This is a genomic window from Streptomyces sp. NPDC088730 (assembly GCF_044751215.1).
GTDB lineage: Bacteria > Actinomycetota > Actinomycetes > Streptomycetales > Streptomycetaceae > Streptomyces.
Map to the genome: position 1 here is coordinate 523,952 of NZ_JBIVLK010000002.1, position 22,640 is coordinate 546,591.

28 protein-coding genes are annotated in these 22,640 nt (G+C 70.6%); 13 read left to right on the forward strand and 15 right to left on the reverse strand.

Features of this window, described 5'->3' with window-relative positions; genetic code table 11:
* Positions 1-201 precede the first annotated feature (201 nt).
* The 3 genes from ACIP89_RS09095 (at position 202) to ACIP89_RS09105 (ending at position 2,114) form a co-directional block, all read left to right on the forward strand.
* A complete protein-coding gene (locus ACIP89_RS09095; RefSeq protein ID WP_402113933.1) occupies positions 202-693 on the forward strand; it encodes a hypothetical protein in 492 nt (163 codons plus the stop codon).
* Positions 694-915: 222 nt separating this feature from the next.
* Positions 916-1,086 (forward strand): hypothetical protein, encoded by a 171-nt coding sequence (locus ACIP89_RS09100; protein ID WP_402113935.1) that lies wholly within the window; start codon positions 916-918, stop codon positions 1,084-1,086.
* 137 nt (positions 1,087-1,223) lie between these two features.
* Entirely contained in the window at positions 1,224-2,114 is an 891-nt protein-coding gene (locus tag ACIP89_RS09105) for an NmrA/HSCARG family protein (protein ID WP_402113937.1), read from the forward strand.
* A gap of 4 nt (positions 2,115-2,118) precedes the next feature.
* On the opposite strand, the gene ACIP89_RS09110 is transcribed toward ACIP89_RS09105, so the two are convergent.
* Positions 2,119-3,075, reverse strand: coding sequence for an aldo/keto reductase (locus tag ACIP89_RS09110; RefSeq protein WP_401928846.1), 957 nt, complete (start codon positions 3,073-3,075; stop codon positions 2,119-2,121).
* A gap of 87 nt (positions 3,076-3,162) precedes the next feature.
* On the opposite strand from ACIP89_RS09110, the gene ACIP89_RS09115 reads away from it, so the two are divergent.
* Positions 3,163-3,843 carry a TetR/AcrR family transcriptional regulator gene (locus tag ACIP89_RS09115; RefSeq protein ID WP_401928844.1) on the forward strand — a complete coding sequence of 227 codons (681 nt, stop codon included), beginning with the start codon at positions 3,163-3,165 and terminating at the stop codon, positions 3,841-3,843.
* A gap of 15 nt (positions 3,844-3,858) precedes the next feature.
* Here the strand turns inward: ACIP89_RS09115 and ACIP89_RS09120 are convergent, their stop codons facing one another.
* Positions 3,859-4,929, reverse strand: a complete 1,071-nt coding sequence (locus ACIP89_RS09120; protein ID WP_402113940.1) for an aldo/keto reductase — start codon at positions 4,927-4,929, stop codon at positions 3,859-3,861.
* 155 nt (positions 4,930-5,084) lie between these two features.
* On the opposite strand from ACIP89_RS09120, the gene ACIP89_RS09125 reads away from it, so the two are divergent.
* Positions 5,085-5,735 carry an ABATE domain-containing protein gene (locus tag ACIP89_RS09125; RefSeq protein ID WP_402113942.1) on the forward strand — a complete coding sequence of 217 codons (651 nt, stop codon included), beginning with the start codon at positions 5,085-5,087 and terminating at the stop codon, positions 5,733-5,735.
* A 233-nt stretch (positions 5,736-5,968) separates the two neighbouring features.
* Positions 5,969-6,874, forward strand: a complete 906-nt coding sequence (locus ACIP89_RS09130; RefSeq protein ID WP_402114572.1) for an endonuclease/exonuclease/phosphatase family protein — start codon at positions 5,969-5,971, stop codon at positions 6,872-6,874.
* A gap of 106 nt (positions 6,875-6,980) precedes the next feature.
* On the opposite strand, the gene ACIP89_RS09135 is transcribed toward ACIP89_RS09130, so the two are convergent.
* From ACIP89_RS09135 to ACIP89_RS09150, 4 genes are all read right to left on the reverse strand, one after another.
* Positions 6,981-7,937, reverse strand: a complete 957-nt coding sequence (locus ACIP89_RS09135) for an alpha/beta hydrolase family protein (RefSeq protein WP_402113944.1) — start codon at positions 7,935-7,937, stop codon at positions 6,981-6,983.
* 75 nt (positions 7,938-8,012) lie between these two features.
* On the reverse strand, positions 8,013-8,630 hold the full coding sequence (locus ACIP89_RS09140; protein WP_402113946.1) for a hypothetical protein: 618 nt from the start codon (positions 8,628-8,630) through the stop codon (positions 8,013-8,015).
* Positions 8,631-8,634: 4 nt separating this feature from the next.
* A complete protein-coding gene (locus ACIP89_RS09145; RefSeq protein ID WP_402113947.1) occupies positions 8,635-8,814 on the reverse strand; it encodes a DUF397 domain-containing protein in 180 nt (59 codons plus the stop codon).
* Positions 8,811-9,587 (reverse strand): helix-turn-helix domain-containing protein, encoded by a 777-nt coding sequence (locus ACIP89_RS09150; protein ID WP_402114574.1) that lies wholly within the window; start codon positions 9,585-9,587, stop codon positions 8,811-8,813. Before ACIP89_RS09150 ends, ACIP89_RS09145 begins: the two co-directional genes overlap by 4 nt.
* 150 nt (positions 9,588-9,737) lie before the next feature.
* Between ACIP89_RS09150 and ACIP89_RS09155 the strand changes: the two genes are divergently transcribed.
* The 4 genes from ACIP89_RS09155 (at position 9,738) to ACIP89_RS09170 (ending at position 12,778) form a co-directional block, all read left to right on the forward strand.
* Positions 9,738-10,136 (forward strand): hypothetical protein, encoded by a 399-nt coding sequence (locus tag ACIP89_RS09155; protein ID WP_402114576.1) that lies wholly within the window; start codon positions 9,738-9,740, stop codon positions 10,134-10,136.
* Between the two features lie 110 nt (positions 10,137-10,246).
* Positions 10,247-11,308 (forward strand): hypothetical protein, encoded by a 1,062-nt coding sequence (locus ACIP89_RS09160; protein WP_402113950.1) that lies wholly within the window; start codon positions 10,247-10,249, stop codon positions 11,306-11,308.
* A gap of 106 nt (positions 11,309-11,414) precedes the next feature.
* Entirely contained in the window at positions 11,415-12,059 is a 645-nt protein-coding gene (locus tag ACIP89_RS09165; RefSeq protein WP_402114579.1) for a TetR/AcrR family transcriptional regulator, read from the forward strand.
* Positions 12,060-12,127: 68 nt separating this feature from the next.
* Positions 12,128-12,778 (forward strand): helix-turn-helix domain-containing protein, encoded by a 651-nt coding sequence (locus ACIP89_RS09170; RefSeq protein ID WP_402113953.1) that lies wholly within the window; start codon positions 12,128-12,130, stop codon positions 12,776-12,778.
* Between the two features lie 48 nt (positions 12,779-12,826).
* Here ACIP89_RS09170 and ACIP89_RS09175 read toward each other — a convergent pair whose 3' ends face one another.
* Together ACIP89_RS09175 and ACIP89_RS09180 are read right to left on the reverse strand one after the other, a co-directional pair.
* Positions 12,827-13,597 (reverse strand): hypothetical protein, encoded by a 771-nt coding sequence (locus ACIP89_RS09175; protein WP_401922968.1) that lies wholly within the window; start codon positions 13,595-13,597, stop codon positions 12,827-12,829.
* Between the two features lie 199 nt (positions 13,598-13,796).
* Positions 13,797-14,621, reverse strand: a complete 825-nt coding sequence (locus ACIP89_RS09180; RefSeq protein ID WP_402113955.1) for a GDSL-type esterase/lipase family protein — start codon at positions 14,619-14,621, stop codon at positions 13,797-13,799.
* Between ACIP89_RS09180 and ACIP89_RS09185 the strand changes: the two genes are divergently transcribed.
* A complete protein-coding gene (locus ACIP89_RS09185; protein WP_402113957.1) occupies positions 14,620-15,612 on the forward strand; it encodes a WD40 repeat domain-containing protein in 993 nt (330 codons plus the stop codon). The genes ACIP89_RS09180 and ACIP89_RS09185 overlap by 2 nt on opposite strands.
* A 15-nt stretch (positions 15,613-15,627) precedes the next feature.
* On the opposite strand, the gene ACIP89_RS09190 is transcribed toward ACIP89_RS09185, so the two are convergent.
* Positions 15,628-16,023: a PPOX class F420-dependent oxidoreductase gene (locus ACIP89_RS09190; protein WP_401922975.1), complete on the reverse strand. Its 396-nt coding sequence runs from the start codon at positions 16,021-16,023 to the stop codon at positions 15,628-15,630.
* Between the two features lie 101 nt (positions 16,024-16,124).
* Between ACIP89_RS09190 and ACIP89_RS09195 the strand changes: the two genes are divergently transcribed.
* Positions 16,125-16,640 carry a GNAT family N-acetyltransferase gene (locus ACIP89_RS09195; protein WP_402113960.1) on the forward strand — a complete coding sequence of 172 codons (516 nt, stop codon included), beginning with the start codon at positions 16,125-16,127 and terminating at the stop codon, positions 16,638-16,640.
* A 10-nt stretch (positions 16,641-16,650) separates the two neighbouring features.
* Here ACIP89_RS09195 and ACIP89_RS09200 read toward each other — a convergent pair whose 3' ends face one another.
* From ACIP89_RS09200 to ACIP89_RS09215, 4 genes are all read right to left on the reverse strand, one after another.
* Positions 16,651-17,157 carry a DinB family protein gene (locus tag ACIP89_RS09200; RefSeq protein ID WP_401922980.1) on the reverse strand — a complete coding sequence of 169 codons (507 nt, stop codon included), beginning with the start codon at positions 17,155-17,157 and terminating at the stop codon, positions 16,651-16,653.
* A 48-nt stretch (positions 17,158-17,205) separates the two neighbouring features.
* Complete coding sequence (locus ACIP89_RS09205) at positions 17,206-17,817, reverse strand: Uma2 family endonuclease (protein ID WP_402113962.1); 612 nt, start codon at positions 17,815-17,817, stop codon at positions 17,206-17,208.
* A 157-nt stretch (positions 17,818-17,974) separates the two neighbouring features.
* Complete coding sequence (serC, locus tag ACIP89_RS09210) at positions 17,975-19,093, reverse strand: phosphoserine transaminase (RefSeq protein ID WP_073732875.1); 1,119 nt, start codon at positions 19,091-19,093, stop codon at positions 17,975-17,977.
* Between the two features lie 125 nt (positions 19,094-19,218).
* Entirely contained in the window at positions 19,219-19,665 is a 447-nt protein-coding gene (locus ACIP89_RS09215; RefSeq protein WP_401922984.1) for an anthrone oxygenase family protein, read from the reverse strand.
* A 92-nt stretch (positions 19,666-19,757) separates the two neighbouring features.
* Here ACIP89_RS09215 and ACIP89_RS09220 point away from each other — a divergent pair, with 92 nt between their 5' ends.
* Positions 19,758-20,336: a TetR/AcrR family transcriptional regulator gene (locus ACIP89_RS09220; protein ID WP_402113964.1), complete on the forward strand. Its 579-nt coding sequence runs from the start codon at positions 19,758-19,760 to the stop codon at positions 20,334-20,336.
* A gap of 70 nt (positions 20,337-20,406) precedes the next feature.
* Here ACIP89_RS09220 and ACIP89_RS09225 read toward each other — a convergent pair whose 3' ends face one another.
* Together ACIP89_RS09225 and ACIP89_RS09230 are read right to left on the reverse strand one after the other, a co-directional pair.
* Positions 20,407-22,233, reverse strand: a complete 1,827-nt coding sequence (locus ACIP89_RS09225) for a tetratricopeptide repeat protein (protein WP_402113967.1) — start codon at positions 22,231-22,233, stop codon at positions 20,407-20,409.
* Entirely contained in the window at positions 22,230-22,586 is a 357-nt protein-coding gene (locus ACIP89_RS09230; protein ID WP_401922991.1) for a hypothetical protein, read from the reverse strand. The genes ACIP89_RS09225 and ACIP89_RS09230 overlap by 4 nt, the downstream gene beginning before the upstream one ends.
* Between the last annotated feature and the right edge of the window lie 54 nt (positions 22,587-22,640).

Sequence of the window (22,640 nt, forward strand, 5' to 3'; positions counted from 1 at the left end):
TCCGGAATTCTCACACGGACGTGGCCTCGGCCTGCTTGCTCTTCTTGCCGGACGGCTTCACGTGATCGCGTTGCAGGCGGGCGCCCGCAGCACCACGGCGAAGCGGGCCCGTACCGGTCCTCCGCGCGGCCCGTACCGGCTCCTCTGCGCGGGCCCGCGCGGGGCCGCGCCGTCGTTGCGTCCGCGGCGTAGCGTAGAAGCGTGAACGCGACTCCCGAGGTGCTGGCCGTACTCGATGACCTGCTCGCCGACGCGGCCCCGGACGACCGGGGAGCGCTCTGGCAACTGGCGCAGCAGGGGCGCGAGTTGGACGCCAACCTGGTGCGCCTCCCGCCGGGCGCCGAGGTGGGCGAGCACCAGGAGGACGTGCTCGACGTCCTCCTGGTGGTCCTCGCGGGCAGCGGCCGCCTCATTCCGGGCGGGGGCGGCGCGCCGTTGGAGCTGACCCCGACGACGGTCAGCTGGCTCCCGCGCACCTCTCGGCGCGCGCTGGCTGCGGGCCCGGCCGGTCTCGCCTATCTGACGGTCCACCGTCGCCGTCCCGGCCTGGCCATCAGGCCGACGGTGTCCGTGCACGAGGGCGGCGAGGCGCCGTGCTCGCTGGACCGGGTGTGCCCGGAGTGCGGCCGGATGTCCCAGGAGCCGGCGCCGAAGTACTGCGGCGAGTGCGGGGAGCGGTTCCCGGAGCGCTGAACGGGCCTCCGGGGTCCGGTGGGATGCGCGGGCAGGGCAACACCGGTCGGTGGCGGCCGGGGGAGCTGACCGAGGATCACCTCCGGCTGACCGTGAGGCGCGGCGGCTACGTGCACCGACTACGTGCACCGACTACGTGCACCGGCTGACGGCCGACCGCGAGATTGCCCCGCCCGGGACCGGCCGGCTGCTGCTGCACGCCGCGAACGCCGGATCGCGCACGTGGGCCGGGAGTTCGTCTGCCTCGGCTGCCTGGCCGACAACGCGCGCCTGAACTCCTGCTACCTGGGCGAGGGTTGCCGGATCGTGGGGCGGACAGCGGGAAAGCCGCGGCCGGGCGGTGCGCCCAAGTCGTTCACGCTGCTGGAGAAGGCGGCGCGCGACGACCACTAGAACGGAAGATCACGGGGCGGGCCTGTGGCGTGGGCCATATGCCCTGGACCTCAACCGCAGTTGAGGAGGCAGGCTTGTGCGCATCGCGGGACGGCCCGAGGGGCCGGCCCGGAATCCGTACAGTCGAGGAGCTCGTGATGTCCGAGAACCGTGTTGTCGTGGTCACCGGTGGGACCGGCCGGCAGGGCGGTGCCGCCGCCCGTGCGCTGCTGTCGCGGGGCTGGGCGGTGCGCGCCCTGGTCCGTGACCCGGACAAGGCGGAGGCGCTGGCGCTGAAGGAGGCCGGTGCGATCCTGTTCCGGGGCGATCTCGACGACGAGGCCTCGCTGGACGCCGCGTTGGCGGGGGCGTACGGCGTGTTCAGCGTCCAGACGTTCACCGGGCCGGACGGGCTGGTCGGCGAGGTGCGCCAGGGCAAGGCGGTCGCGGAGGCGGCGGCCCGTGCCGGTGTCGCGCACTTCGTCTACAGCTCCGTCGGCGGCGCGGACCGCCCCGGCGAGGTAAGGCACTTCGCGACGAAGGGCGAGGTGGAACGGCACATCGAGACGCTCGGCCTGCCCGCCACCATCCTGCGGCCCACGTTCTTCATCACCAACTTCGAGGGCCTGGGCCCGCAATGGTCCGAGGGCTCGCTCGTACTCACGCTGGCTGTCCTGGAGCGGACGCGGCTCCAGATGATCACCCCCGCCGACATCGGGAACATCGCGGCCGAGGCGTTCGGCGCCCCCGCCGACTACCTGGGGCGCGTCATCGAGATCGCCGGGGACGAGCTGACCGGCCCGCAGATGGCCGAGGTCTTCTCCCGTGCCGCGGGCCGACCGGTGCGCTTCGACTCCCAGCCGATCGAGCAGGTCCGCGCGTTCAGCGAGGAGATGGCCGCGATGTTCGACTGGTTCAACACGGTGGGCTTCGTGGCCGACCTCGCCACCCTGCGCGACCGCCACCCCTATCTGACGACCCTGGAGGGCTGGGTGCGCGACCACTGGCCGGTGCCGGAGGAGCCCGCGGCACCGGCGGCGGGTGAGTGACCGGTCAGCCGAACGAGATCTCGGCAAGGGACCGTGACTCCACGGCGTCCAGCGCGGCCATGGCGGCGTCGTCGAGCCCGACCGTTCCGGTGGCGACGTTCGCCTCCAGGTGACCGGTGTCCGCCGTGCCCGGGATGAGCAGCGTGTTCGGCGCGTGGTGGAGCAGCCAGGCGAGGCCGACCTGCGCGGGGGTGCGGCCGAGGGTCTTCGCGAGGGCGGTCACGGCCGGCTCATCGGTCACCTTCGGCAGCTGGGGGAAGGCGCCGCCGAGCGGGAAGAACGGCACCCAGGCGATCTGCTCCTCCGCGCAGAGCCGCAGCATCTCCTCGTCGTCGCGCGTCACCAGGCTGTACAGGTTCTGGACGCAGACGATCCCGGCGGGCAGGGCCCGGCGCACCCCGTCGAGCGTGACGGCGCTGAGGCCGATCGCGCCGATCTTGCCCTCGTCCCGCAGCGCGGTCATCGTGGCGAGCTGGTCGTCGAGGTCGACCACCTGGTCGCCCTCGGCCCGCAGCCCGGGTTGGGTGTCCAGCCGGCGCAGGTTCACCACCGGGATGCGGTCGAGGCCGAGGGAGCTGAGGTTGTCCTCGACGCTGGCCCGCAGCTGCTCGGGCCGCTGGGCGGGACGCATCGGGAAGGGGCCGTCCGGGTCGGGGTCCGCGCCGACCTTGCTCACGACCACGATGCCGTCCTCGGGGCGGAACGCGTCGCGGATGAGCCCGTTGACGAATCCGTTTCCGTAGAACTGGGCGGTGTCGACGTGATCGACGCCCAGCTCGACCACGCGGCGCAGGAGTGCGATCGCCGCGTCACGGTCGTCACGCAGCCGCTCCAACTGCATCGCGCCGAACCCGATGCGGGAGACGGTGAGGTCCCCGATCGTCCCGGCGCCTCCGGCGCGCGGGGCACCGGTGACCGTGAGCTGGGGGGAGGGGGAGGAGGGGGAGTTGTTCGCAGTCATGGGAGATTCCGTCCTCATGAGACGATGGAGAAGCGGAGGACCCTCCGCCTAATCGACTGTAGCACTCTTATCGGAGGTGCCTCCGTTTTGACGTCCACCGACCCGGCATCCCCAAGCCCGGCACCTCCCGGCTCTGGCTCCGGCCCCGGACCCGGTCCCGGCTCCGGGAGGAAGCCCCGCACCCCCCGCGCCGACGCGCTGCGCAACCGGGACAAGCTCGTGCAGGTCGCCGCGGCGGCCTTCGCCGCAGCCGACGGCACGGTGTCGCTCGAAGGCATCGCCCGCGACGCCGGTGTCGGCATCGGCACGCTGTACCGGCACTTCCCGACCCGTGAGGCGCTGGTCGAGGCCGTGTACGCGGCCGAGCTCGACGACGTCGCCGCCAGCGCCCCCGCCCTGCTCGGGGAGCTCCCGCCGGACGCGGCGCTCCGGGCCTGGATCGAGCGGTACGCCGCGTTCATCGCGACGAAGCGCGGCATGGCGGACACGCTCCGCGCGGGCTGGGCCTCGGGCCGGATCGCCACGCCCGCCACCCGGGAGCGCATCACCGCCGCCATCGCCACGATCCTCGCCGCCGGAGCCGAGGCGGGGGCCGGGACGGGGGCGGGAGCGGAATCCGGCGCGCTCCGCGCCGACGTCGAGCCGGACGACGTGACCGTGATGCTGCTGGGGATCTTCCTCGCGGGCGCCGCCGCCCACACCTCCGAGCAGACCGGACGGCTGATCGATCTCGTCATGGACGCCCTGCGGCCCCCGGCGCCGCGCTGACCGGTGAGGACTCCTTCAGCCCGCGTAATACCCCGGGCGCTTGTTCCGCACCTCGGCGTTCAGCCGGGACTGGAGCGAGTCCATGAAGGCGTACGGCACGGCGCGCGGCGGGGCGCTGACCTCGTCCAGCCGGGCGCGGAGCTCGTCGGGCAGAGTGAAGTCGAGCGCGTCCAGGTTGGACCGGATCTGCCCGGTCTTGCTGGCCCCGAGGATCACCGAGCCCACGGCGGGCCGGTCGGCCACCCAGTTCAGCGCGACCTGGGCGGGGGTCCGGCCGATCTCCCGCGCCACCTTGCCCAGTTCGGTGACGATGCGCCAGTTCCGTTCGCTGCGGTTGTCCGCCAGGGCCCCGGTGGTGGCGGCGACCTTGACGCGACCTTCCGGCAGCTCTGCGGCGGTCGAGGCGTCGGCGGAGTACTTGCCGGAGAGCAGGCCCTTGGCGAGCGGCCCCCAAGTCATCAGCCCCATGCCCAACTCCTTTGCCAGGGAAGGGAATTCGTACTCAAGACCGCGCTCGGCGAGTGAGTACTCCAGCTGGAGCGCGACCAGCGGTTCGTAGCCGCGCCACTCGGCCAGCGTCTGGGCGCGCGCCGCGTACCAGGCCGGTACGTCGGAGAGCGCGACGTACCGCACCTTCCCGGACGAGACCAGGTCGTCCAGTCCCCGCATGACCTCCTCGGCCGGAGTGAGCGCGTCCCACGCGTGCACGATGTACAGGTCCACGTACTCGGTACCGAGCCTGCGCAGCGAGCCCTCCAGTGAACGCAGCATCGCCTTGCGCCCGTTGCCGCCCGCGTTGGGGTCGCCCGCGCGTGCCCCGAGGGTGAACTTGGTGGACAGTACGGTGCGGTCGCGGACGCCGCGCTCGGCGAGGAGCCTGCCGACGAGCTCCTCACCGGCGCCCCGGCCGTAGATGTCGGCCGTGTCGACGAAGTTGCCGCCCGCGTCGAGGTAGGCGTCCAGGATCTCCCCCGAGGTCCGGGCGTCGGAACCCCACTCGGGCTGGCCGAAGGTCATGGTGCCGAGCGCGAGCGGGCTGACCCGCAGTCCGGACCGGCCGAGCGTGTAGTAGGCGTCGAGCGTCATGTGTCCCCGTTTCTGAAGCGGCCGCACGAGTGATGGCCGTAACGGGAATGAACCTAACGTGATGCGAGTCTGATCGGTCAAGAGTTATAGGCAAAGCGAGTTAACGAATATTGCCCGCTGTGACGTACCCCGCCGCCGTGGGATAGGTTTCCGACATGGACACGAGTACGGGTACGAGTGCGAGCACGCGCAGGGGTACGAGCACCAGCGCCGGGACGACCGGCGCGCCCCCGGCCCCGTCGGAGCCGTGCGGGAGCTCCGCCGTGCTCCTCGGATTCGTGAACACGACGCCCCACGGCAGCGGCCCGGTGGAACTGCTGGGCGACAGCACGAGCCTCACCGCCTGGCTGACGGAGGCAGGCCTGATGACGGCAGACGCGGTGGTGACCCGGGCCGACGTCGTGGCCGCGCACGAGCTGCGGGCCGCGCTCTGCACGGTCTTCCTCTCCCGCTCGGGCTGCGAGGGCAGCGCGGACCGGCTGCCGGAGGCCGAGCAGTACCTGGCGCGCATCGCGGAGCGCTATCCCCTCACCCTCAGGGTCACCGCGGAGGGCTGCCGCCCGGTGCCCGCCCAGGCCGGGCTGCTCGGCGCGCTCGCCGGACTCCTGGCCGCCGCGGCGGACCTGGCCGCTCGCGGCGCCTGGCTGCGGATGAAGATCTGCAAGAACCCCACCTGCTACTCGGGCTTCTTCGACCGGACCCGCAACACCTCCGGTCTGTACTGCGGCACCGCCTGCGGCTCGCAGGCGGCGCAGCGCGCGTACCGCAACCGCATAAAGGACGCGTCCTGCGCACAGGCGTCATGACGGCCTGGTACCGGCCGCCGTCCGGCGGCCGCCCGGACGGACCAGGAGTCCGGGACGGCGTCCCGCCCGCACCGGACGGCCGCGCTGAAACTGATGAGGCGGTCCACTCGTCCTGAAGGGCAGGACCGAGCGGACGGGCACACATGGTTGAGCGGGTGGACAGCGGCAGGACGCCGACGGTGACGGGGGAGGGGGCGGCCTCCCTGTTGCCACCTCCTCCGGCGCGGGGACGGGTGCTCGCCGTCCTCGCGGTGCTGACGGGCGGGCTGCTGGCGTTCCACCGGACGGTGCCCAACTCCCCCGGACACCTGGGGAGTCTGCTGGAGGCGTTCCTGCCCTGGCTCGGCGTGGTCGTCGTCCTCCTGCTCGTACTGGCGCTGCTCCGCCGCTCCGCCACCGCCCTGCTGGCGCTGCTCCTGCCGGTCGCCGTCTGGACGTACCTCTTCGGCGGGCTGCTCGGGCCCGGGGCGCCGGCCGGTGCGCGGGGTCTGGTGGTGGTGCAGCACAACGTCAGCGACGAGAACGCCGACCCGGCGGGCACGGCAAGGGCCCTGGCCGCCGCCGGACCCGATCTCATCGCGCTGGAGGAGCTGGTCCCGGCCGCGCTGCAGGAGTACGAGAAGACCCTCGCCCCGGACTACCCGTTCCACGCGGTCCGGGGCACCGTAGGGCTCTGGTCCAAGTACCCGCTCTCCGGCACCCGGCTGGTGGACATCAGGCCCGACGGGATCGAGGCGGGCTGGAACCGAGGGCTGCGCACGGTCGCCCGCACCCCGCACGGTGACGTCGCGGCGTATGTCGCGCACCTGCCCTCGGTCCGCATCCGGACGAGCGGACTCGCCTCCTCCCTGCGGGACGAGAGCGCCGAGCTGCTGGGCCGGGACCTGGCCGCCGAGAAGACCGAGAAGGTGGTCCTGATGGGCGACCTCAACGGCACGGTCGAGGACCGGGGCCTGTCCCCGCTCACCTCGCGGCTGAACGTGGCCGAGCACGGGTTCGCCTTCAGCTTCCCGGCCTCCCTGCCCATGGCCCGGATCGATCAGGTCATGGCCCGCTCGGCAACGGTCGACGCCATCCGCACGCTGTCCGCCACCGGCAGCGACCATCTGCCGGTGACCGCCCGGATCAGCCTGCACTGACTACGGCGCCCGGCCGGAACGCCGGACGCCGCGGTCAGTGCGCGTCAGCCCGGCAGGCGACCGGTCGGCCGAGGTGCCGGGCGAAGAAGCGGGCCGCCATGCACCCTCATCCGCTGCCGCCGGTTGACGGCCCGACACGGTCTGCGAGCCATTGGCTCACCTTGTCGAGGTACCCGGGAACGAGGGCCGCTGAGTCCGCTGCCCGCAGCCGATGGTCACCGCCCGGGAACACCTCCACAGTCAGGGCGGCGCGGTGAGGGCGGGCGGAGTGGCAGGCGGCTGTGGCGAAGATACGGATGCTGTCGGCGACCGGCACCGTTGTGTCCGCACCACCGAACAGCGCCAGATGCGGGCAGCGCAGCCGGAGCAGGTCCGGAGTCGGGTCGTGGTCCTGCTTTCGCTTCAGGAACGACCAGAGGCGTTCGTCCACGTCGCCCCAGTAGTAGGCGAGTCCGGGCGGCGCTCCCGCGTCATCGACGAGCTGTCGCGCCGTGCAGAAGTCGGCGTCGCGTCGGCCTGCTTCTGCCAGCTGGTCGTACAGGTCCAGGGTCCTGCGGACCTCAGGGTGCCCCGCACCATGCAGACTCTTCAGGTGGTTGCCGAGGGCGTAGCGTTCCTGCTCGACAGGGCTCACTCCCGGGCAACTGTTGGTGACCACCCACGGCACGTCACCCCGCCCCGCAGAAGCGCGCAGCGCAACCCAGCCACCCTCGCTGTGCCCGAAAAGGCCCGCCGACTGAGGATGAACCTCAGGCTGAGCACGGAGAACGCCCAGCGCGGCGACTGCGTCAGCCGCCAGATCATCCATGGTCGCTGCGCGCCAGTCACCGGATGACTGGCCAACACCACGCTTGTCATACGAGAGCACGGCAAAGCCGGCCTCTGCCAGGTGCTGCTGGATCGGCGGGAAGTACGTGCCGTTGTCCCTGTCGGTCGGCCCGGACCCCCCGACCAGCACCACGCCGGAAACGGGCAGGCCGGCGTCGACCGGCATTCGCAGTGAACCGGCCAGTTCGACCTCTTCGTTGACGAACGTGACGTCTCGCACTCGCACGCTTTTCATGAACTCAGTCTCACGGTTCCGGGCGGTGCGTGGTCCTCCCGCTCGGCCTCCGGGCCCCGCGCCAGCGACAGCCGCCTACTTGCGGGCGGGGAACGCCTCGTCGAGCGTGGGCAGCGAGAGGTGGTCGGACGTCAACGCGTCCAGGACGTCGTCGATGCGCAGATAGCGGCCCTGATGGACTGCCGGTGTGACCTTGCCGATCGTGCCGGCTTCCTTGAGGCGGAAGACGGTCCACGGACGGGGGAAGGGACTGCGGTCCAGGGGCTCGCCGTCGCGCGTGATCCCACGCGTCTGCGCGGACGCGGCCCGCGTGCCGTCGATCTCCTGATTCAGGGTCTCCACCGCATCGACACCGAAGACCAGCCCCGTGCCGCCCGGCCGGTACATCACGAGCATCTTGGGACGCGCCAGCCCCACGTGCTTGCTGTCCAGCGGGCATACGTACGCCTTGTGCGCGGCGAGATCGTCCATGGCCTGCTTGCTCCCGGGCACGATCACCGCGTGCTCCTGGAGGGAGCGGAACCAGCCGAGCGCGGCTGCCTCGTCCCAGACGAACTTGTTGCGGTTGCGGGCCACCGGGTCAGCGGCCAGCCCCCTGGACGCCATGAGCTCGATATTGCGCGGCGGCCGCCGCACCAGGGCGCCGAAGTCGGCCCGCGTGATGACCTCGGGCAGCTCGTCGAACCAGGACATTGAGTCAGATCACCGTGTGTTGGATGAAGGCCGACCAAGCGGCGGGGGACAGGGAGAGGGCGGGGACGGCGAGGTCCTTGGAGTCGCGGACGTGGATGGTGTGGGGGCAGGTGGCGACCTCTACGCAGTTGCCGCTGTCGTCGCTGCTGTAGCTGGACTTGGTCCACTTGAGATCTGTACTCATAGTTCCTTTATTACCTGTTCGATCAACTTCCTTGACTCTTCCGGGCCGAGAGCCTGCATCCGCACAATGCCATATTTGGCGAACAGGTCGTTCACGAAGGCCGGTTCGTCAATGAGGTGCGTCTTGCTCTGGGCTTCCAGGTACGCGAGCCGACGCCGATCGTCTGTCTCCAGCAGAACGAAGGGACCGCTGAGGCCTGCGTGGGTCTCCCGGCGGGGTGGCATCACCTGCAGGTGCACGTGGCGCAGTTCGCTGACCTCAAGAATGTGTTGGAGCTGTGCTCGGTGTACATCCCGTCCTCCGATGGGACGGATGAGTGCACTGACCTCCAGGACGAAGCTGATGTCCGGCCTCGGCGTTCGGGTGAGCACGGCCTGCCTTGCGAGACGTGCGGTGACTCTTCCTTCGATGACGTCGTCCTCGACGGGCGGACAAGCTGTTTGGAACATCGACCGTGCGTGGGCCTCCGTCTGAAGCAGGCCGGGCACGACGTGGGACTCGTACTCGTACCTCAACCTGGCCTGGGCCTCTTCTTCGGCGAACGGCTCGAACCAGGAAGCCAGGTGGCTGAAGGTCAACTTAACCGCCGCAGCGATCAGCGCACCGTTGGCGCCGACCGCCGCATCGGCCTGCGGGACGAAGTCCCCCTTCGGTGGGCGTTGTCCGCGCTCCACCATCGCCACCTGCGACTTTGAGAAGCCGATCCTGCTCCCTAGCCCCTCCTGGGAGAGTCCGGCCCGTTCGCGGTAGTGCCGCAACAACGCACCGAACATGTCGGCGTTCCCGCCACCGGTACCCGTCATGCCGGAGTGCACAGCCCAACCTCCAAGTGCACAGCAGTGCACAGACGCCTTGTGTCCCTGGTCACCGTACGTGTGGGCGCCGACGCTTTACGTATGGAACCGAAAACTTCACCTGACCTGATGGCCGCCTGGATTCCCGCGAGCGGGCACGCCCTGCGGCATGCCGGGATCTACTTCGACGCCGTGCGGATCATCGGTTATCTGGGTGAGCAAGTGGCCTACGAGATCATGCAGTTCACCGATTTTCAGGCGGGGCCCATCATCAGGTCCCGGATCGGGGATCGGAGCATGTACTTCCTGCTGCCGCCCGGCACCGCTCGCGGCCGCCGGTGGCCCGCCGGGTCCGAGGCGTTGGTGCGGGAGGGGGCGGCGTTCGTCGGGGTGCCCGCGCTGGAGGGGCTGACGTATCCGCTGGACTGGCGTTCGCTGCCCACCGCCGAAGTCCCGTTCGTGGATGCGGAACTGCTGTTCGAGCTGCTCAACGGTGTGGTGGAGGCGGAGAATTGTGAGGTAACGTGACCGCGTCATTACGCTCCGTGCGCATCCGCGCATGGGGCGGCCCCCGGTGGTGCTGCGAACACCGTGCCGAGGGCCTTCACCCCGCGATGGATAGTCGAGGTCCACCGAGAATGCTTTTCCATGTTATCCCGCCGTCCTACGGCTATGTGAAGGCGTCCCATGACGTCATCCGGCATCCGCGCCTCGGCAGCGACGCGAAGGTCTTGATCACCTACGTGCAGGGGCTGCCTCCGGGGCGGGCCGAGCGGGCGTTGAGCGATCACGCCAAGTGGATCGGGATCAAGGGGCGTGCGTACCAGAAGGCCAAGGCGCAGCTCAAGGAAGACGGGTTCGTGCACGAGTGGCGGCGGCAGAACGACGGAGGGCTGTGGGTGACCGATCAACTCGTCAGCAACGTGTCGCTCTCCGACGAGGAGGCCCGCAGGTTCCGGGACGCGAGAACGGAATCATCGCAGGTGGGACCGAGTGGTCACTATCCGACGGCCGGTTATCCGGGTACTCGGTCGGCCGGTGGTTACCTACCGGTGGATGAAGAACGTGAGAAGAACTCAACCCACCCACCCTCCAAGGCGGTTCGGGATTCGCTCGTGTCCGTGGAAGACGAACCGGTGAGCGAATCCGAGACCGAACCCGAGACCGGAGCGGCCGTCCCGGCGCGCGACGCCGAGGTCGTAGAGGCCGAAGGCGTACTGCTCTCCCTGCGGCACACGAATCCCCAGCTCCACCTCGGGGTCCGTGAGGCCCGGGGGCTGGCCGAGGCCGCGGCCGACTGGCTGCGGCGCGGGGTGAAGGCGGCGGAACTGCGGCTGGCGCTGGTCAGTGAGTTGCCCGCGGGCGGGGTGCGGTCGGCCGTGGGGTTCCTGCGGTACCGGCTGGTGCAGAAGCTTCCGGAGCCGGTGTGCGCGCAGGCCGCCGCGCCCGCCTCCGTACCGTCCTCGGCCCGGCCGCCCGTCCCCTGCGAGGGATCGAGGAGCGAGCACATGTTCCGGCCCAGAGGCGACGAGACGGTCTGCCCGCCGTGTGCCCAGGACGCGGCCTGGCGGGCGCACGTGGCCAAGTGGCCGGTCTACGAGTCCGGTCAGGCCGAGGATTTCGAGGCGCCCGAACCGTTGCCCTGGCGGGAGCGGGTCGCGGCCGTCCTCGCGCAGGACGCGTCCGGTGGTGCCGGCTGAGTCGTACGGCCGTTTGCTGGTGTGGCGGTTCCACCGCTGGCGTGGTGGAACGGGGAGAGTGGGCCCAGGGGCCTGGACGGACTGAGGAGGACCGGTGGTGGACGCCATGGTTGACCAATGGGACGGAGTTCGGGCGACGAGGGACCCGGTGCGGTGCCGTGAGCAACTGATGGCGGCCGGACGGACCTTGTTCGCCGTGTACGGGTACGCCCGTACCTCCGTCGAGGATCTCTGTGTCGCGGCGCACGTACAACTGCGCGATTTTTACCGTGAGTTCGAATCGCGGGAGGCGTTGCTCGTCGACCTGTACGACGAGGTGGCGATCGGCGGGATGCGCGCGACCGAGCTGGAGCTCTCGGCCGAGGGCATCGAGACCTGTCCGACGGAGGAGCGGATCCACCGGCTCTTCGACGCCTATGTGCGGGTCGTCACCCGGGACCCGCAGGCGGCGAGGGTGGCGTTCGTCGAGGTGCTCGGGGTGAGCCGGGCGATGGACGAGCACCTCGCGATGTGGCGCTCCGTCTGGGTCGAGTTCCTGACCAGCGAGGCCGAACGGGCCGCGCAGCGGGGCCATGGGACGGACGGCGACCTCACGGTCGTCGTGCAGGTGCTGACGCACTCCGTCGACGAGCTGCTCGCCCACCACGGACGCCGGCCGCGCCAGGTGCCCAGCGACTGGCTGACCAGTGAGCTGACCCGGATGTCGCTGGCGATGATCGGCCCCGGGGCCACTCCCGGCGCCTCTGCTTGACCGCGCGCCTGACCGCCCCGCGTGACAAGGCCGCTTGCCGGACCGGCAAGCGGAGGCATCATGGAGGAATGGCAGCACACGAGCACCACGGTTCGGAAGAAGGCGGCACGGCGGACGACGACTTCTCGTCCGTCCTGACGGGCGTGGGGCCCCGGCTGCGCGCCCTGCGGACGGAGCGCGGTACGACGCTGGCCCAGCTGAGCGAGACCACCGGGATCTCGCTCAGCACGCTGTCCCGGCTGGAGTCGGGCGGCCGCAAGCCGACCCTGGAACTGCTGCTCCCGCTGGCGAAGGCGTACGGGGTGCAGCTGGACGAGCTCGTCGGCGCGCCGGACACCGGTGATCCGAGGGTCACGTTCCGCCCGTTCAACCGGCACGGCATGACGTTTGTGCCGCTGACCCGGCACATCGGCGGGGTGAACGCGTACAAGCAGGTCATGCCCGGACTGACGGGCCCGCCGGGGCCGGTCGAGCAGCGGGTGCACGAGGGATACGAGTGGCTGTACGTGCTCTCGGGGCGGCTGAGGCTGGTGCTGGGCGAGCACGACCTGGTGCTGAAGGCGGGCGAGGTGGCTGAGTTCGACACGCGTACCCCGCACTGGTGGGGCAACGTCGGACCGGAACCGGTGGAGTTCCTCAGCCTGTTCGGACCCCAGGGGGAGCGGATGCACGTACGGGCGAAGCCCAAGGGGAGCGGTGGCGACGGGGCGCGCGCCTGAGCACGTGAGGCCGAGGTGGACGGCGCCCGGCGCACGGGCGCGCCACGTCTAGGACTTCGAGACCTTGGGGTCGACCGTCTGGTCGGCGGGCGGCGTCTTGGCGTCGACCTTCTTTCCGTAGTCGGTGAGAGTGACCTCTCCCGGCTGTTTTCCGCCCTCGGTGACCGACTTCAGGATGTAAGGCTTTCCCTCGGCGGCGACGTATGTGGTGATCTTCTCGCCCCCCGGCTGCTTCTTCTCCAGGGCCACGGCCTTCATTCCTCCGACTTCGCCGGTGTCACCCTTGGTCATGCCTTTCCGTTCGGACTTGTCGCTGTCCATCGAGGCGAGGAATGCCTGCTTGTCGCACATTCCCTCGATGCCGGCCTGTCCGGGCTGGGACTTCACCCACTTGCCCTGGACCTTGGGGATCGCCTTCTCCGCGCCGGGCTGCCCCTTCAGCGCGTTCTGCCAGAACTTCTCGTCGCCCCGCACATACGCGGCCTGGCCCACCTGGATCACGTCGGCCTTGGCACCCTGGCCGGTCATCGTGCCCGTGCAGCGGTCCTGATCGTCCACCTGGAAGTCGACGCGGATCACGTTGCCACCCGGCTGCCGGACGTTGCCCTTGACCCGGACCGACGGCGCGTCGCGCGTCGCCTTCACCGCGTCCGCCGCGATCTCGTCCGCGCTCTTCCCGTCGAACGCCTTCTCCGAACCCTTGCCCGCATTCTTGTCCGAGCCCTTGTCGCCCTTGTCCGAGTCATTTCCGCACCCCGCGAGCACCGTGACACCCAGGCATACGGAGACCGCCGCGACTAAAGCCTTCTGCGCCTTCATCAACTGGCCCTTTCCCTAAAGGATCCGTGAGGATTCACAGAGACCCGCCTGCCCCGAAAAACCGGAGAAACCCTGAGACGGACGGAGATGAACCGGATGGGCGGCTTCCGCGCGGCACGGCGGCTACCCCACGGCATGGGCGGAAAGGGGAAAGCGGAATCGCCGGGCGATGAGCTCGTGCGATGCCGTTATGCGGTCTCTACGGACGAGCGGCCTGAACGGCCGTCCTGGCCCGGCGGGGCGGGGTGGCGCCGGACGTCCGCGAGGGCTCGGGCGCCGCGGCGGTCCCCCGGTAGGGCCCGCCCAGCCCCCACGCCTGGTGCATCGCGTCGGCGTAGGCGGCCGCGAGCCGGTGCTCGCCGGACGGGCCGGGATGCGTGCCGTCGTAGGTGTCCGTGTGGATGTCGTACCCCGGTGGCCGGGAGGCCAGCAGGAGTGGGGACGTCGGTTCGTCCAGGTCGGCCACGGCCTTGGCGAGGAGTTCGTTGAAGCGGGCGCACTCGGCGGCGAAGGGGGCGTCGGACTCGGCCCGGATGTTCGGTATGACGGGGAGCAGCACGCACCTGAGGTGCGGGTTGGCGGTGCGGGCCGCCGCGAGGAAGGCGCGGGCGTTGCGGGCGGTCTGCTCGCTGTCCGTGTAGAAGCCGAGGTCTATCAGGCCGAGCGAGACGAGCAGGATGTCCGCGCGGTGCGCGGCGACCGCGTCCGCGATCACCGGGGCCATGTGCAGCCAGCCCTCGCCCCAGCCGGCCAGGTGCGCGCGGGCCCCGGCGGGGAAGGCCGGAGCGCCGTACGCGTGGGAGACCGGGGTGTCCGTGACGGTGTCGTACAGCCCGGTGCGGGGGCCGACGATCGCGTACGGGGCGTCGAAGGAAGCTTCGAGGTGCTGCCACATGCGGTAGCGCCAGGTGAAGTCGCCGGCGCGCCCGATGGTCATGGAATCGCCGACGAACATGAAACGCATGGCGTCATCATGGCCGATCATGGCTTCGGCCTGCGACGTGACGATGGACACTTGTGCCATGCGCTCGTATCGACTGACTGCCTTCGGCGCCGCCGCGCTCCTCTCCCTCGCGGCGGCGGTGCCCGCCGTGGCCGACGAGGGCGGTGCCGACCGCAGCTTCACGATCAAGGACCCGAGGATCACCGAGTCCAGCGGACTGGCCGCCAGCCGCGCCCATCCGGGGATCTACTGGACGCACAACGACAGCGACGACGGGCCGTACGTCTACGCCGTCGACTCCCGGACCGGGAAGACCGTCGCGACGATCACCATGAAGGGCGTCGGTGAGCCGCGCGACGTGGAGGCGATCTCGCTCGGACCGGACGGGAACCTGTACGTCGGTGACATCGGGGACAACCTCAACGGCAGCTGGGACCACGTCTGGATCTACCGCTTCCCCGAGCCGAAGGTGCTGCGGGACGCGACGGTCCGCGCGACGCAGTTCGACGTGAAGTACGCGGACGGGCCGCGCAACGCGGAGGCGCTGATGGTCCACCCGAAGACCGGGCGGGTCTACATCGCCTCGAAGAAGGAGGGCGGCGGCGGGCTCTACGAGGGCCCCGCGAAGCTCACGGCCGGTTCGGACAACATCTTCCGGCGGGTCGGCGAGGTGCCGTGGGTGACGGACGGGGCGTTCTCGCCGGACGGGAAGGAGCTGGTGCTGCGCTCGTACTTCAGCGCACGCGGTTACGTGTTCGCGAACGGCAGGCTCGGCAAGGACTATCCGGTCGAGTCGCCGCTGCTGGGGCAGGCCGAGTCGGTCACGTACACGGCCGACGGCTCGGCGCTGATGTACGGCTCCGAGGGTGAGCAGAGCGATGTGGTGCGGGTGGACCTGAAGAACGGCGGCGAGTCGGGCCGTACCGGGGTGAAGTCCCCCTCGTCCGCCGGTGCGGGCGGTGACGGGAGTGGTGACGGCGTGCCGGTGAAGAACACCACGCTGACCGGGGTCACCGTACTCGCCTTGCTCGGTATGCTGCTGCTCCTCAGCAGGCGGCGCCGGAAGGGCTGATCCGTACGGAACGCCCTACGCCTCCAGCGGGCGGATCTCGTAGTGCAGGGTCCGGTCGCGCTTGATCCGGTGCGCGAGCGGCACGAGCACGCCCTGCACGACCGGGTGCTTGCGCGACAGCATCCGGGCGGCGTGCGTGTTCTCCTTCGAGCCGGCCTGGAGGAGCCGCGCGTGGGCGGTGATCTGCGGCCCCGTCGGGCTGCCGCGTACCGTGCACGGGCCGACGAGCACCGTGGGGTGGTTGCGCATCCGCTCCACCTTCCAGGCGGAGGAGAACGTACGGATGTACGCGTGGTCGCCCTCGACGGCGATGTTGACGGGGGTGTCGACGTGCGTACCGTCCTGCCGACGGGTGCTGAGCAGGACGGCGTACTGCTTCACGAACGGCTTGAGCTCGGCAATCGTGTCCATACCCTCCATGGTCCGCGGGCCCGGCGCCGTGTCATCCCCGGGCGGACCGGCGTACGGGCTTTTCGAGGCCGTCGCCGGGCCCGCTATATGATCATCCGCCGATGACCACGAACCGTGGGCCGACGCCCTTCTCCACGCCCCGCCTGGACGCCCTGCCGCTGCGGGTGGACCACGCGGACGAGATGGCGGCCGTACTCGCCGACCCCGCCCTGCACACCTTCACGGGCGGCGCCCCGCAGGACGCGGAAGCGCTGCGGTCCCGCTACGCCCGGCAGACGGCGGGCTCACCGGACCCGGCCGAGCGGTGGTGGAACTGGGTGCTGCGCGTGCGGGACGACGACTGCCTGGCGGGCTATGTGCAGGCGACGGTGGACGTGACCGGTGCGCGGGCGGAGATCGCCTGGGTGATCGGGTCCGGCCGGCAGGGCCGGGGCTACGCCAAGGAGGCGGCGGCCGGACTGGTGGCGCACCTGCTGGACACGGGAGCGGTGCGCACGGTCGTCGCCCACATCCACCCGGACCACGCGGCGTCCGAGGCGGTGGCCGCCTCGGCGGGGCTGGCGCGGACCGGGGAGTGGCAGGACGGCGAGGCGCGGTGGCGGCCGGACGCGTGGTGAGGAGCCGTCCTCAGGCTCCGGTCGGGGCCGGGCGCGCGTGGTCGCCCGTTGATCCGTCGATGAGTTCGCGGACGATGTCCATGTGCCCGGCGTGCCGTACGACGTCCTCCAGCATGTGGATGAGCACCCATCGCATCGACACCGTCCGCCCGTTCCACGACGTGCCGGTCGTCTCCAGGTCCGTCTTCTCGATGGCCCGGTCCGCGGCGGTGCGGGCGCGGTCGTAGAACGCCAGGATGCCGGCGGTCGTCTCGTCCGGGGCGATCGTCATGTCCTCGGTGGGGTCGAACCAGAGCTTCTCGACCTCGTACCCGAACGATGCGCAGAACCAGCCGTACTCCACGGTCGCCAGATGCTTCACCAGCCCCAGCAGGTTCGTCCCCGTCGGCGTCATCGGACGGCGCAACTGCTCGTCGTCCAGCCCTTCGAGCTTCCACAGCACCACGTCACGGTGCCGGTCGAGGGCGGTGTGCAGGGATTCCTTCTCGCTGCCGGTGTACGGCACGACCTTTGTCATGGGCCGGAAAATAGCAGCAGGCACTGACAGGGCTCGGTTCCGCGGATGTCAGCTCCGGGTCCGGCCCGTGTTGATCAGCCCGGCAACGTCGAGGGTCACTTCCGCGCCGATCGACTCCGGAAGCGGTGCCTCCTGGCCGGGGGCGTAGACCTCGTGGCGGTCGTACGTGCTGCCGAAGGGCTCCGTCAGCACGTGGACCCGGCCGTGCTTGCGGTCGACGATCACGTAGACCGGGATCCTGGCGTCTGCGTAGGCGACGACCTTGTGCCGCAGGTCGCTGTTGTAGTTGCCGGAGGTGACTTCCAGGACGAGACGGAAGACGGCCGGGTCGTAGCAGTTGTTCTCGATCAGGTGCTCGTCGTGATCGGCGCCGACGATCGCCAGGTCGGGGATGGCATAGTCCTCGGGGCCGCCCGGCAGCCAGAGGCCGATGCCCTGGAGGACCTCCGAGTCCTCGTCGTCGAGTCCGGCCGCGATGAACGCTCGCATGAGCGTGGTCAGAACACCGGCGTGCCGACCGTCCCGGACCGGGGCCACGGTGATGACGCCTCCGATGATCTCGACGCGATAGCCCGGATGCTGCTCCGCGAGCCTGTTGGCGGTTGCGAGCAACGGTTCAGGGCCACCTGCACAGGGGCCCTCGACTGCTGCTGAAGACATTGAGGGCCTCCTGAAAGGGCTGATGTCGAGAACAGCGTCGTAGGAATGTGCGCTCTTTGCGGCCTGCGCGCACCGCGCCACTCGGTCGAGTGAAGCAGAAACGGCCCTGCGCACGTGGTCACGTGTGCAGGGCCGTTCCGGCGCGTCAGCGGTGGGGCTACAGCTTCTCGATGACGTAGTCGATGCACGCCGTCAGTGCCTGGACGTCCGACGGGTCGATCGCCGGGAACATCGCCACGCGCAGCTGGTTGCGGCCCAGCTTGCGGTACGGCTCCGTGTCGACGATGCCGTTGGCGCGCAGGGCCTTGGCGACGGCGGTGGCGTCGATCTCGTCCGCGAAGTCGATCGTGCCGATGACCTGCGAGCGCTTGGCCGGGTCCGTGACGAACGGGGTGGCGTACTTGGACTCCTCGGCCCAGCCGTACAGGTGGCCGGAGGAGGCGGCCGTGCGGCCGGTCGTGAAGTCCAGGCCGCCCTGGGTGTTCATCCAGGTCAGCTGCTCGTTCAGGAGGAACAGCGTGGCGAGGGCCGGGGTGTTGTACGTCTGGTTCTTCAGGGAGTTGTCGATCGCGGTCGGCAGCGAGAAGAACTCCGGGACGTGCCGGCCGGACGCGTGGATACGGGCCGCGCGCTCCAGGGCCGCCGGGGAGAAGATCCCGATCCAGAGGCCGCCGTCGGAGGCGAAGGACTTCTGCGGGGCGAAGTAGTAGACGTCCGTCTCGGTCACGTCGACCGGCAGGCCGCCCGCGCCGGAGGTGGCGTCCACCAGGACCAGGGAGCCCGCGTCGGCGCCCGTGACGCGCTTGATGGGCGCGGCGACACCGGTCGAGGTCTCGTTGTGGGTGAGGGCGTACACGTCGACGCCCGCCTCGGCCTTCGGGTCCGGGTGGGTGCCCGGGTCCGAGGCGATGACGGTCGGGTCGGCCAGCCACGGGGCGAGCTTGGCGGCCTTCGCGAACTTCGAGGAGAACTCACCGAAGTTGAGGTGCTGGGACTTCGACTCGATCAGACCGTGCGTCGCGATGTCCCAGAAGGCGGTGGAGCCGCCGTTGCCGAGGATCACCTCGTACCCCTCGGGGAGGGAGAAGAGGTCGCGCACTCCGTCCCGTACCGCGCCGACCAGGTTCTTCACCGGGGCCTGGCGGTGGGACGTGCCGAGGAGCGATGTTCCGGTGGCGGCCAGCGCGTCGAGCGCCTCCGTACGCACCTTTGAAGGACCGGCGCCGAAGCGTCCGTCTGCGGGCTTGATGTCAGCGGGAATCTCGATATCGGCCACGACACGGAGGGTAGCGGCTCCGCACGGCGGCTACCCAATGCGTCCGTCCGGTGAGACACCCGATCCGGCCGGTGGACGGTATCGCCAGGTGGGGCGGGGGCCGGGGCTCCCCGCCCCCGGCGGGCTCAGACCAGGGAGGTGACGAGCAGGGCGAGGGCGGCGATGAGGACGGCGACGCGGACGTAGTGGTAGCGGTCCCAGCGGTCGCTCTGCTCCTTCCAGTCGGCGGGCCGGTTCTCCGGGGTCCACGTCTTGCTCCGGTTGTTGATCGGGACGAGCAGCAGGATCGACATGAGCACGCTCACGATCAGCAGCCCGCCGGCGGTGACGGCGAGGCCGGTGCCGGGGTGGCCCCATCCGGTGGCGGCCCGGATCGCGACGAGGACGACCGAGCTGATGTACCAGACCGGCATCACGGCGCCGAGCATCCGGCCCCCGTGGGCGCGGGCCAGCTGGCCGCTGTCCTCGGGGAGCGCGTCGAAGATCCGGTTCATGACGAAGGCGACGGAGAACTCCACCCCCACCATCAGTCCGACGGACACGGTGGTGACGACCTCAAGTGCGTTGATCATGACGACCCTTCTCGTTTTCTAGCAGCGCTAGGCGATGAGTTGAACGCTAGCGCTACCTTCGCTTGAATGTCTAGCGGTGCTAGGATCGAGTCATGTCGGTAAAGGAACGCAAGCAGCGCGAACGGGCGGAACGCGAGCGCCTCATCGTGGCGACGGCCCGCGAACTCGCCGAGAAGCAGGGCTGGGACGCGGTCACCACCCGTCGGCTCTCCGAGCGCATCGAGTACAGCCAGCCCGTCCTCTACAGCCACTTCCGCGGCAAACGGGAGATCATCGGAGCCGTCGCCCTTGAGGGTGCCGCCGAGATGGCGGCGGCGGTGCGCGCCGCGACCGCCGCCGCGGAGGGTCCGCGTGAGCGGGCGTACGCCCTCGCCCGCGCCTACCTCGACTTCGCCGCCCGCAACCCGGCGGTCTACGACGCCATCTTCCAGCTCGACGGCGGTCTCCCGTACGCGCGGGAGGACACCCCGGAACCCCTCAAGGACGCCTTCGCCGCGCTGCTGGAGTGCCTCGGCCCGGTCGCCGGGGACGGCGTCCACCCGGGCCTGTTCACCGAGGTGTTCTGGGCGTCCCTGCACGGGGTGGCGACCCTGACCCGGTCGCGGCGGCTGCTGCCGGAGGAGACCGAGCAGCGGGTGGAGCTGCTGGTGGAGCGGCTCGCCGTGGTGTGACCCGGCGTCCTGCCGTCCAGGCCACGGACAGGCCCTGGGCCTCACCCGTGCCCGCGCACGCCTCCGTCAGTCAGCTCGTCCCGATGCGTGCGCGGGCGTCCGCCGCCCGTTTCTCCGTAGCCCGCGCCTCCCGTTCGCGTCCCAGGGCGCTGTAGAAGTCGGCCAGCAGGTCGAGGGCTTCGAGGGTGTCGGGGTCCTCCGGCCCCAGCAGACGGGTGCGCGCCTCGGCCACCCGCTCGCCCAGCGCCACCGCGTCCTGATGACGGCCCGCACGGCTGTAGAAGTCGGCCAGATCGTGCAGGGTTTCGAGGGTGTCGGGGTCCTCCGGCCCCAGCACACGGGTGCGCGCCGCCGCCACCCACTCCTCCAGATCGACCGCCTTCCGGTCACGTCCCAAGGAGCTGTAGGAAGAGGCGAGGTGGTGGAGCGTTTCGAGGGTGTCGGGATGCTCGGGCCCCAGGACGCCGGTACGTGCCTGGGCCACCCGCTCCCGCATGGCGGCCGCCTCCTTGTGCAGTCCCAAGAGGCTGTAGGTGATGGCGTGGTCGTGGACGCTGGCGAGGGTGTCGGGATGGCCGGCTCCCAGGACGCGGGTACGTGCCTGGATCCCCCGTTCCTCCAGCTCCGCCGCGTCGAACAGCCGCCCCGTCGCAACGTAGGAGGCGGTGATGGCGTCGAGGATTTCGAGGGTGTCGGGATGGTCGGGCCCCAGCACCCGGGTACGCGCCCCGGCCACCCACTCCCTCAGGCGCAGCGCCTCCTGGGTGCGTCCCACGTCATCGTAGGAGGCGGCGAGGTTGTCGAGGGTGTCGAGGGTGTCCGGATGCTCCGGTCCCAGGACGCGGGTGCGCGCCTCGGCCACCCGTTCCCCCAGGCGCAGCGCCTCCTGGGCACGCCCCGTGTCACCGTAGGCGGCGGCGAGGTCGTCGAGGGCGACGAGGGTGTCGGGATGGTCGGGCCCCAGCACCCGGGCGCGCGCCTCGGCCACCTCTTCGTACACGGCGGTCGCTTCGTCGGTGCGGCCGTCCGCGTGGAGCTCGGCGGCCTGTTCGTGCCGGCGGGCCAGGGATTCGGCGCTGGGGTCCGGCGGGTGAGGGGGGAGGGGCGGGAGCGGAGGGAGGTCCCGGCCGGTGGGGGGCTCGCCGGTGGCCGACGCGCGGTTGAGGACGAGTCCGAGCTGGTCGGCGTTCTCGGTGCCCCGCTGCTGCGGCAGCGGCAGCCGTTCCGCCGTGAACCGGCTCCACAAGGTCCGGTAGATGTCCTGCATGGTGATCAGCGGACCGGTGTGCGGGGCGCCTTCACGCAGGAGGGTGAGGAGCCGCCCGGTGAACGCGGTGTGCGCCTCGCCGGGGAGGACCAGCGCCGTGCTGTTGGGCGGGGCCGAGGTGAGGGTGTAGGTCCCCCGGATGTCGAGCTGCCCGAGGACCTCCTGCTGACCGGCGCTCAGGGTGGTGCCGATGGCGCGCCCGCTGAAGCAGCTGTCGAGGATGATCACGCGGTTCCTGGCCCTGCTGCCGAGGAACGTCCCGCGCACGGTGTCGAACCGCAGCGCGCTGTACTCCACGGCGTCCATGGCGGTGTCGTGGAGGGCGAGATAGAGCTCGTGGGAGCGGCCGAGCGGAATCCCGTGCCCGGCGAAGTAGAACAGCAGCAGGTCCTCGGCCTCATCGGCCGCCCGGTGCAGCACCTGGCCGATCGCCCGGCCGGTCGCCCCGGGCGGGACGGTGACGCAGGCCTCGGCGGGAAACCCGCCGAGGCCCGGATCGGTGAGGACGGCCGCCAGGTCACGCAGATTGGCCGCGATCTGCGGTACGTCCGCCAGCTGCTCGTCCTCGTACGCGGCTGAGCCGAGAAGGACGATGCGGCAGCGCGCCGGATCGATACCGCGACCGCTCACCGGCGTTCCTCCGCCTGCCCCAGGGCGATCCTCAGGAGGCGCTCGGCGTCGTCGGCGGACTGCGCGTCCAGCTCCACTTCCTGGCCCCGCGGCCCCTTCACCTTGATGCGTACGGCCCGGCGCCTCGGCTGCGACAGGTACGCGCCCAGGGAGGTGGCCAGCGCGCTCGCCACCCCGCCCGCGCCCAGTGTCGCGATGAGGACCTCGGGGAGCCCGCCCAGCTCACCCGCCGCCGGGATCGCCGGAGCCGGTTTGACCCGCCCCCGGAGATCGGATTCCTGGCTCAGCCAGTCGTCCAGATCCTCCAGTTCCTCGACCGGATCGGCTCCCTCGACCCACAGACGCAGCTCCACTGCTGTGCTCCCCCCACATGTGACCGGTGTCGACCGACGTACCTCAACCCCTGG

What these genes read in the sequence shown, in the direction of transcription:
- ACIP89_RS09105 (WP_402113937.1), top strand. Translation starts at nt 1,224, where the DNA reads ATGTCCGAGAACCGTGTTGTCGTGGTCACCGGTGGGACCGGCCGGCAG.
- ACIP89_RS09110 (WP_401928846.1), bottom strand. Translation starts at nt 3,075, where the DNA reads ATGACTGCGAACAACTCCCCCTCCTCCCCCTCCCCCCAGCTCACGGTC.
- ACIP89_RS09120 (WP_402113940.1), bottom strand. Translation starts at nt 4,929, where the DNA reads ATGACGCTCGACGCCTACTACACGCTCGGCCGGTCCGGACTGCGGGTC.
- ACIP89_RS09125 (WP_402113942.1), top strand. Translation starts at nt 5,085, where the DNA reads ATGGACACGAGTACGGGTACGAGTGCGAGCACGCGCAGGGGTACGAGC.
- ACIP89_RS09135 (WP_402113944.1), bottom strand. Translation starts at nt 7,937, where the DNA reads ATGAAAAGCGTGCGAGTGCGAGACGTCACGTTCGTCAACGAAGAGGTC.
- ACIP89_RS09140 (WP_402113946.1), bottom strand. Translation starts at nt 8,630, where the DNA reads ATGTCCTGGTTCGACGAGCTGCCCGAGGTCATCACGCGGGCCGACTTC.
- ACIP89_RS09145 (WP_402113947.1), bottom strand. Translation starts at nt 8,814, where the DNA reads ATGAGTACAGATCTCAAGTGGACCAAGTCCAGCTACAGCAGCGACGAC.
- ACIP89_RS09150 (WP_402114574.1), bottom strand. Translation starts at nt 9,587, where the DNA reads ATGTTCGGTGCGTTGTTGCGGCACTACCGCGAACGGGCCGGACTCTCC.
- ACIP89_RS09155 (WP_402114576.1), top strand. Translation starts at nt 9,738, where the DNA reads ATGGCCGCCTGGATTCCCGCGAGCGGGCACGCCCTGCGGCATGCCGGG.
- ACIP89_RS09160 (WP_402113950.1), top strand. Translation starts at nt 10,247, where the DNA reads ATGCTTTTCCATGTTATCCCGCCGTCCTACGGCTATGTGAAGGCGTCC.
- ACIP89_RS09165 (WP_402114579.1), top strand. Translation starts at nt 11,415, where the DNA reads ATGGTTGACCAATGGGACGGAGTTCGGGCGACGAGGGACCCGGTGCGG.
- ACIP89_RS09170 (WP_402113953.1), top strand. Translation starts at nt 12,128, where the DNA reads ATGGCAGCACACGAGCACCACGGTTCGGAAGAAGGCGGCACGGCGGAC.
- ACIP89_RS09175 (WP_401922968.1), bottom strand. Translation starts at nt 13,597, where the DNA reads ATGAAGGCGCAGAAGGCTTTAGTCGCGGCGGTCTCCGTATGCCTGGGT.
- ACIP89_RS09185 (WP_402113957.1), top strand. Translation starts at nt 14,620, where the DNA reads ATGCGCTCGTATCGACTGACTGCCTTCGGCGCCGCCGCGCTCCTCTCC.
- ACIP89_RS09180 (WP_402113955.1), bottom strand. Translation starts at nt 14,621, where the DNA reads ATGGCACAAGTGTCCATCGTCACGTCGCAGGCCGAAGCCATGATCGGC.
- ACIP89_RS09190 (WP_401922975.1), bottom strand. Translation starts at nt 16,023, where the DNA reads ATGGACACGATTGCCGAGCTCAAGCCGTTCGTGAAGCAGTACGCCGTC.
- ACIP89_RS09195 (WP_402113960.1), top strand. Translation starts at nt 16,125, where the DNA reads ATGACCACGAACCGTGGGCCGACGCCCTTCTCCACGCCCCGCCTGGAC.
- ACIP89_RS09200 (WP_401922980.1), bottom strand. Translation starts at nt 17,157, where the DNA reads ATGACAAAGGTCGTGCCGTACACCGGCAGCGAGAAGGAATCCCTGCAC.
- ACIP89_RS09205 (WP_402113962.1), bottom strand. Translation starts at nt 17,817, where the DNA reads ATGTCTTCAGCAGCAGTCGAGGGCCCCTGTGCAGGTGGCCCTGAACCG.
- ACIP89_RS09215 (WP_401922984.1), bottom strand. Translation starts at nt 19,665, where the DNA reads ATGATCAACGCACTTGAGGTCGTCACCACCGTGTCCGTCGGACTGATG.
- ACIP89_RS09220 (WP_402113964.1), top strand. Translation starts at nt 19,758, where the DNA reads ATGTCGGTAAAGGAACGCAAGCAGCGCGAACGGGCGGAACGCGAGCGC.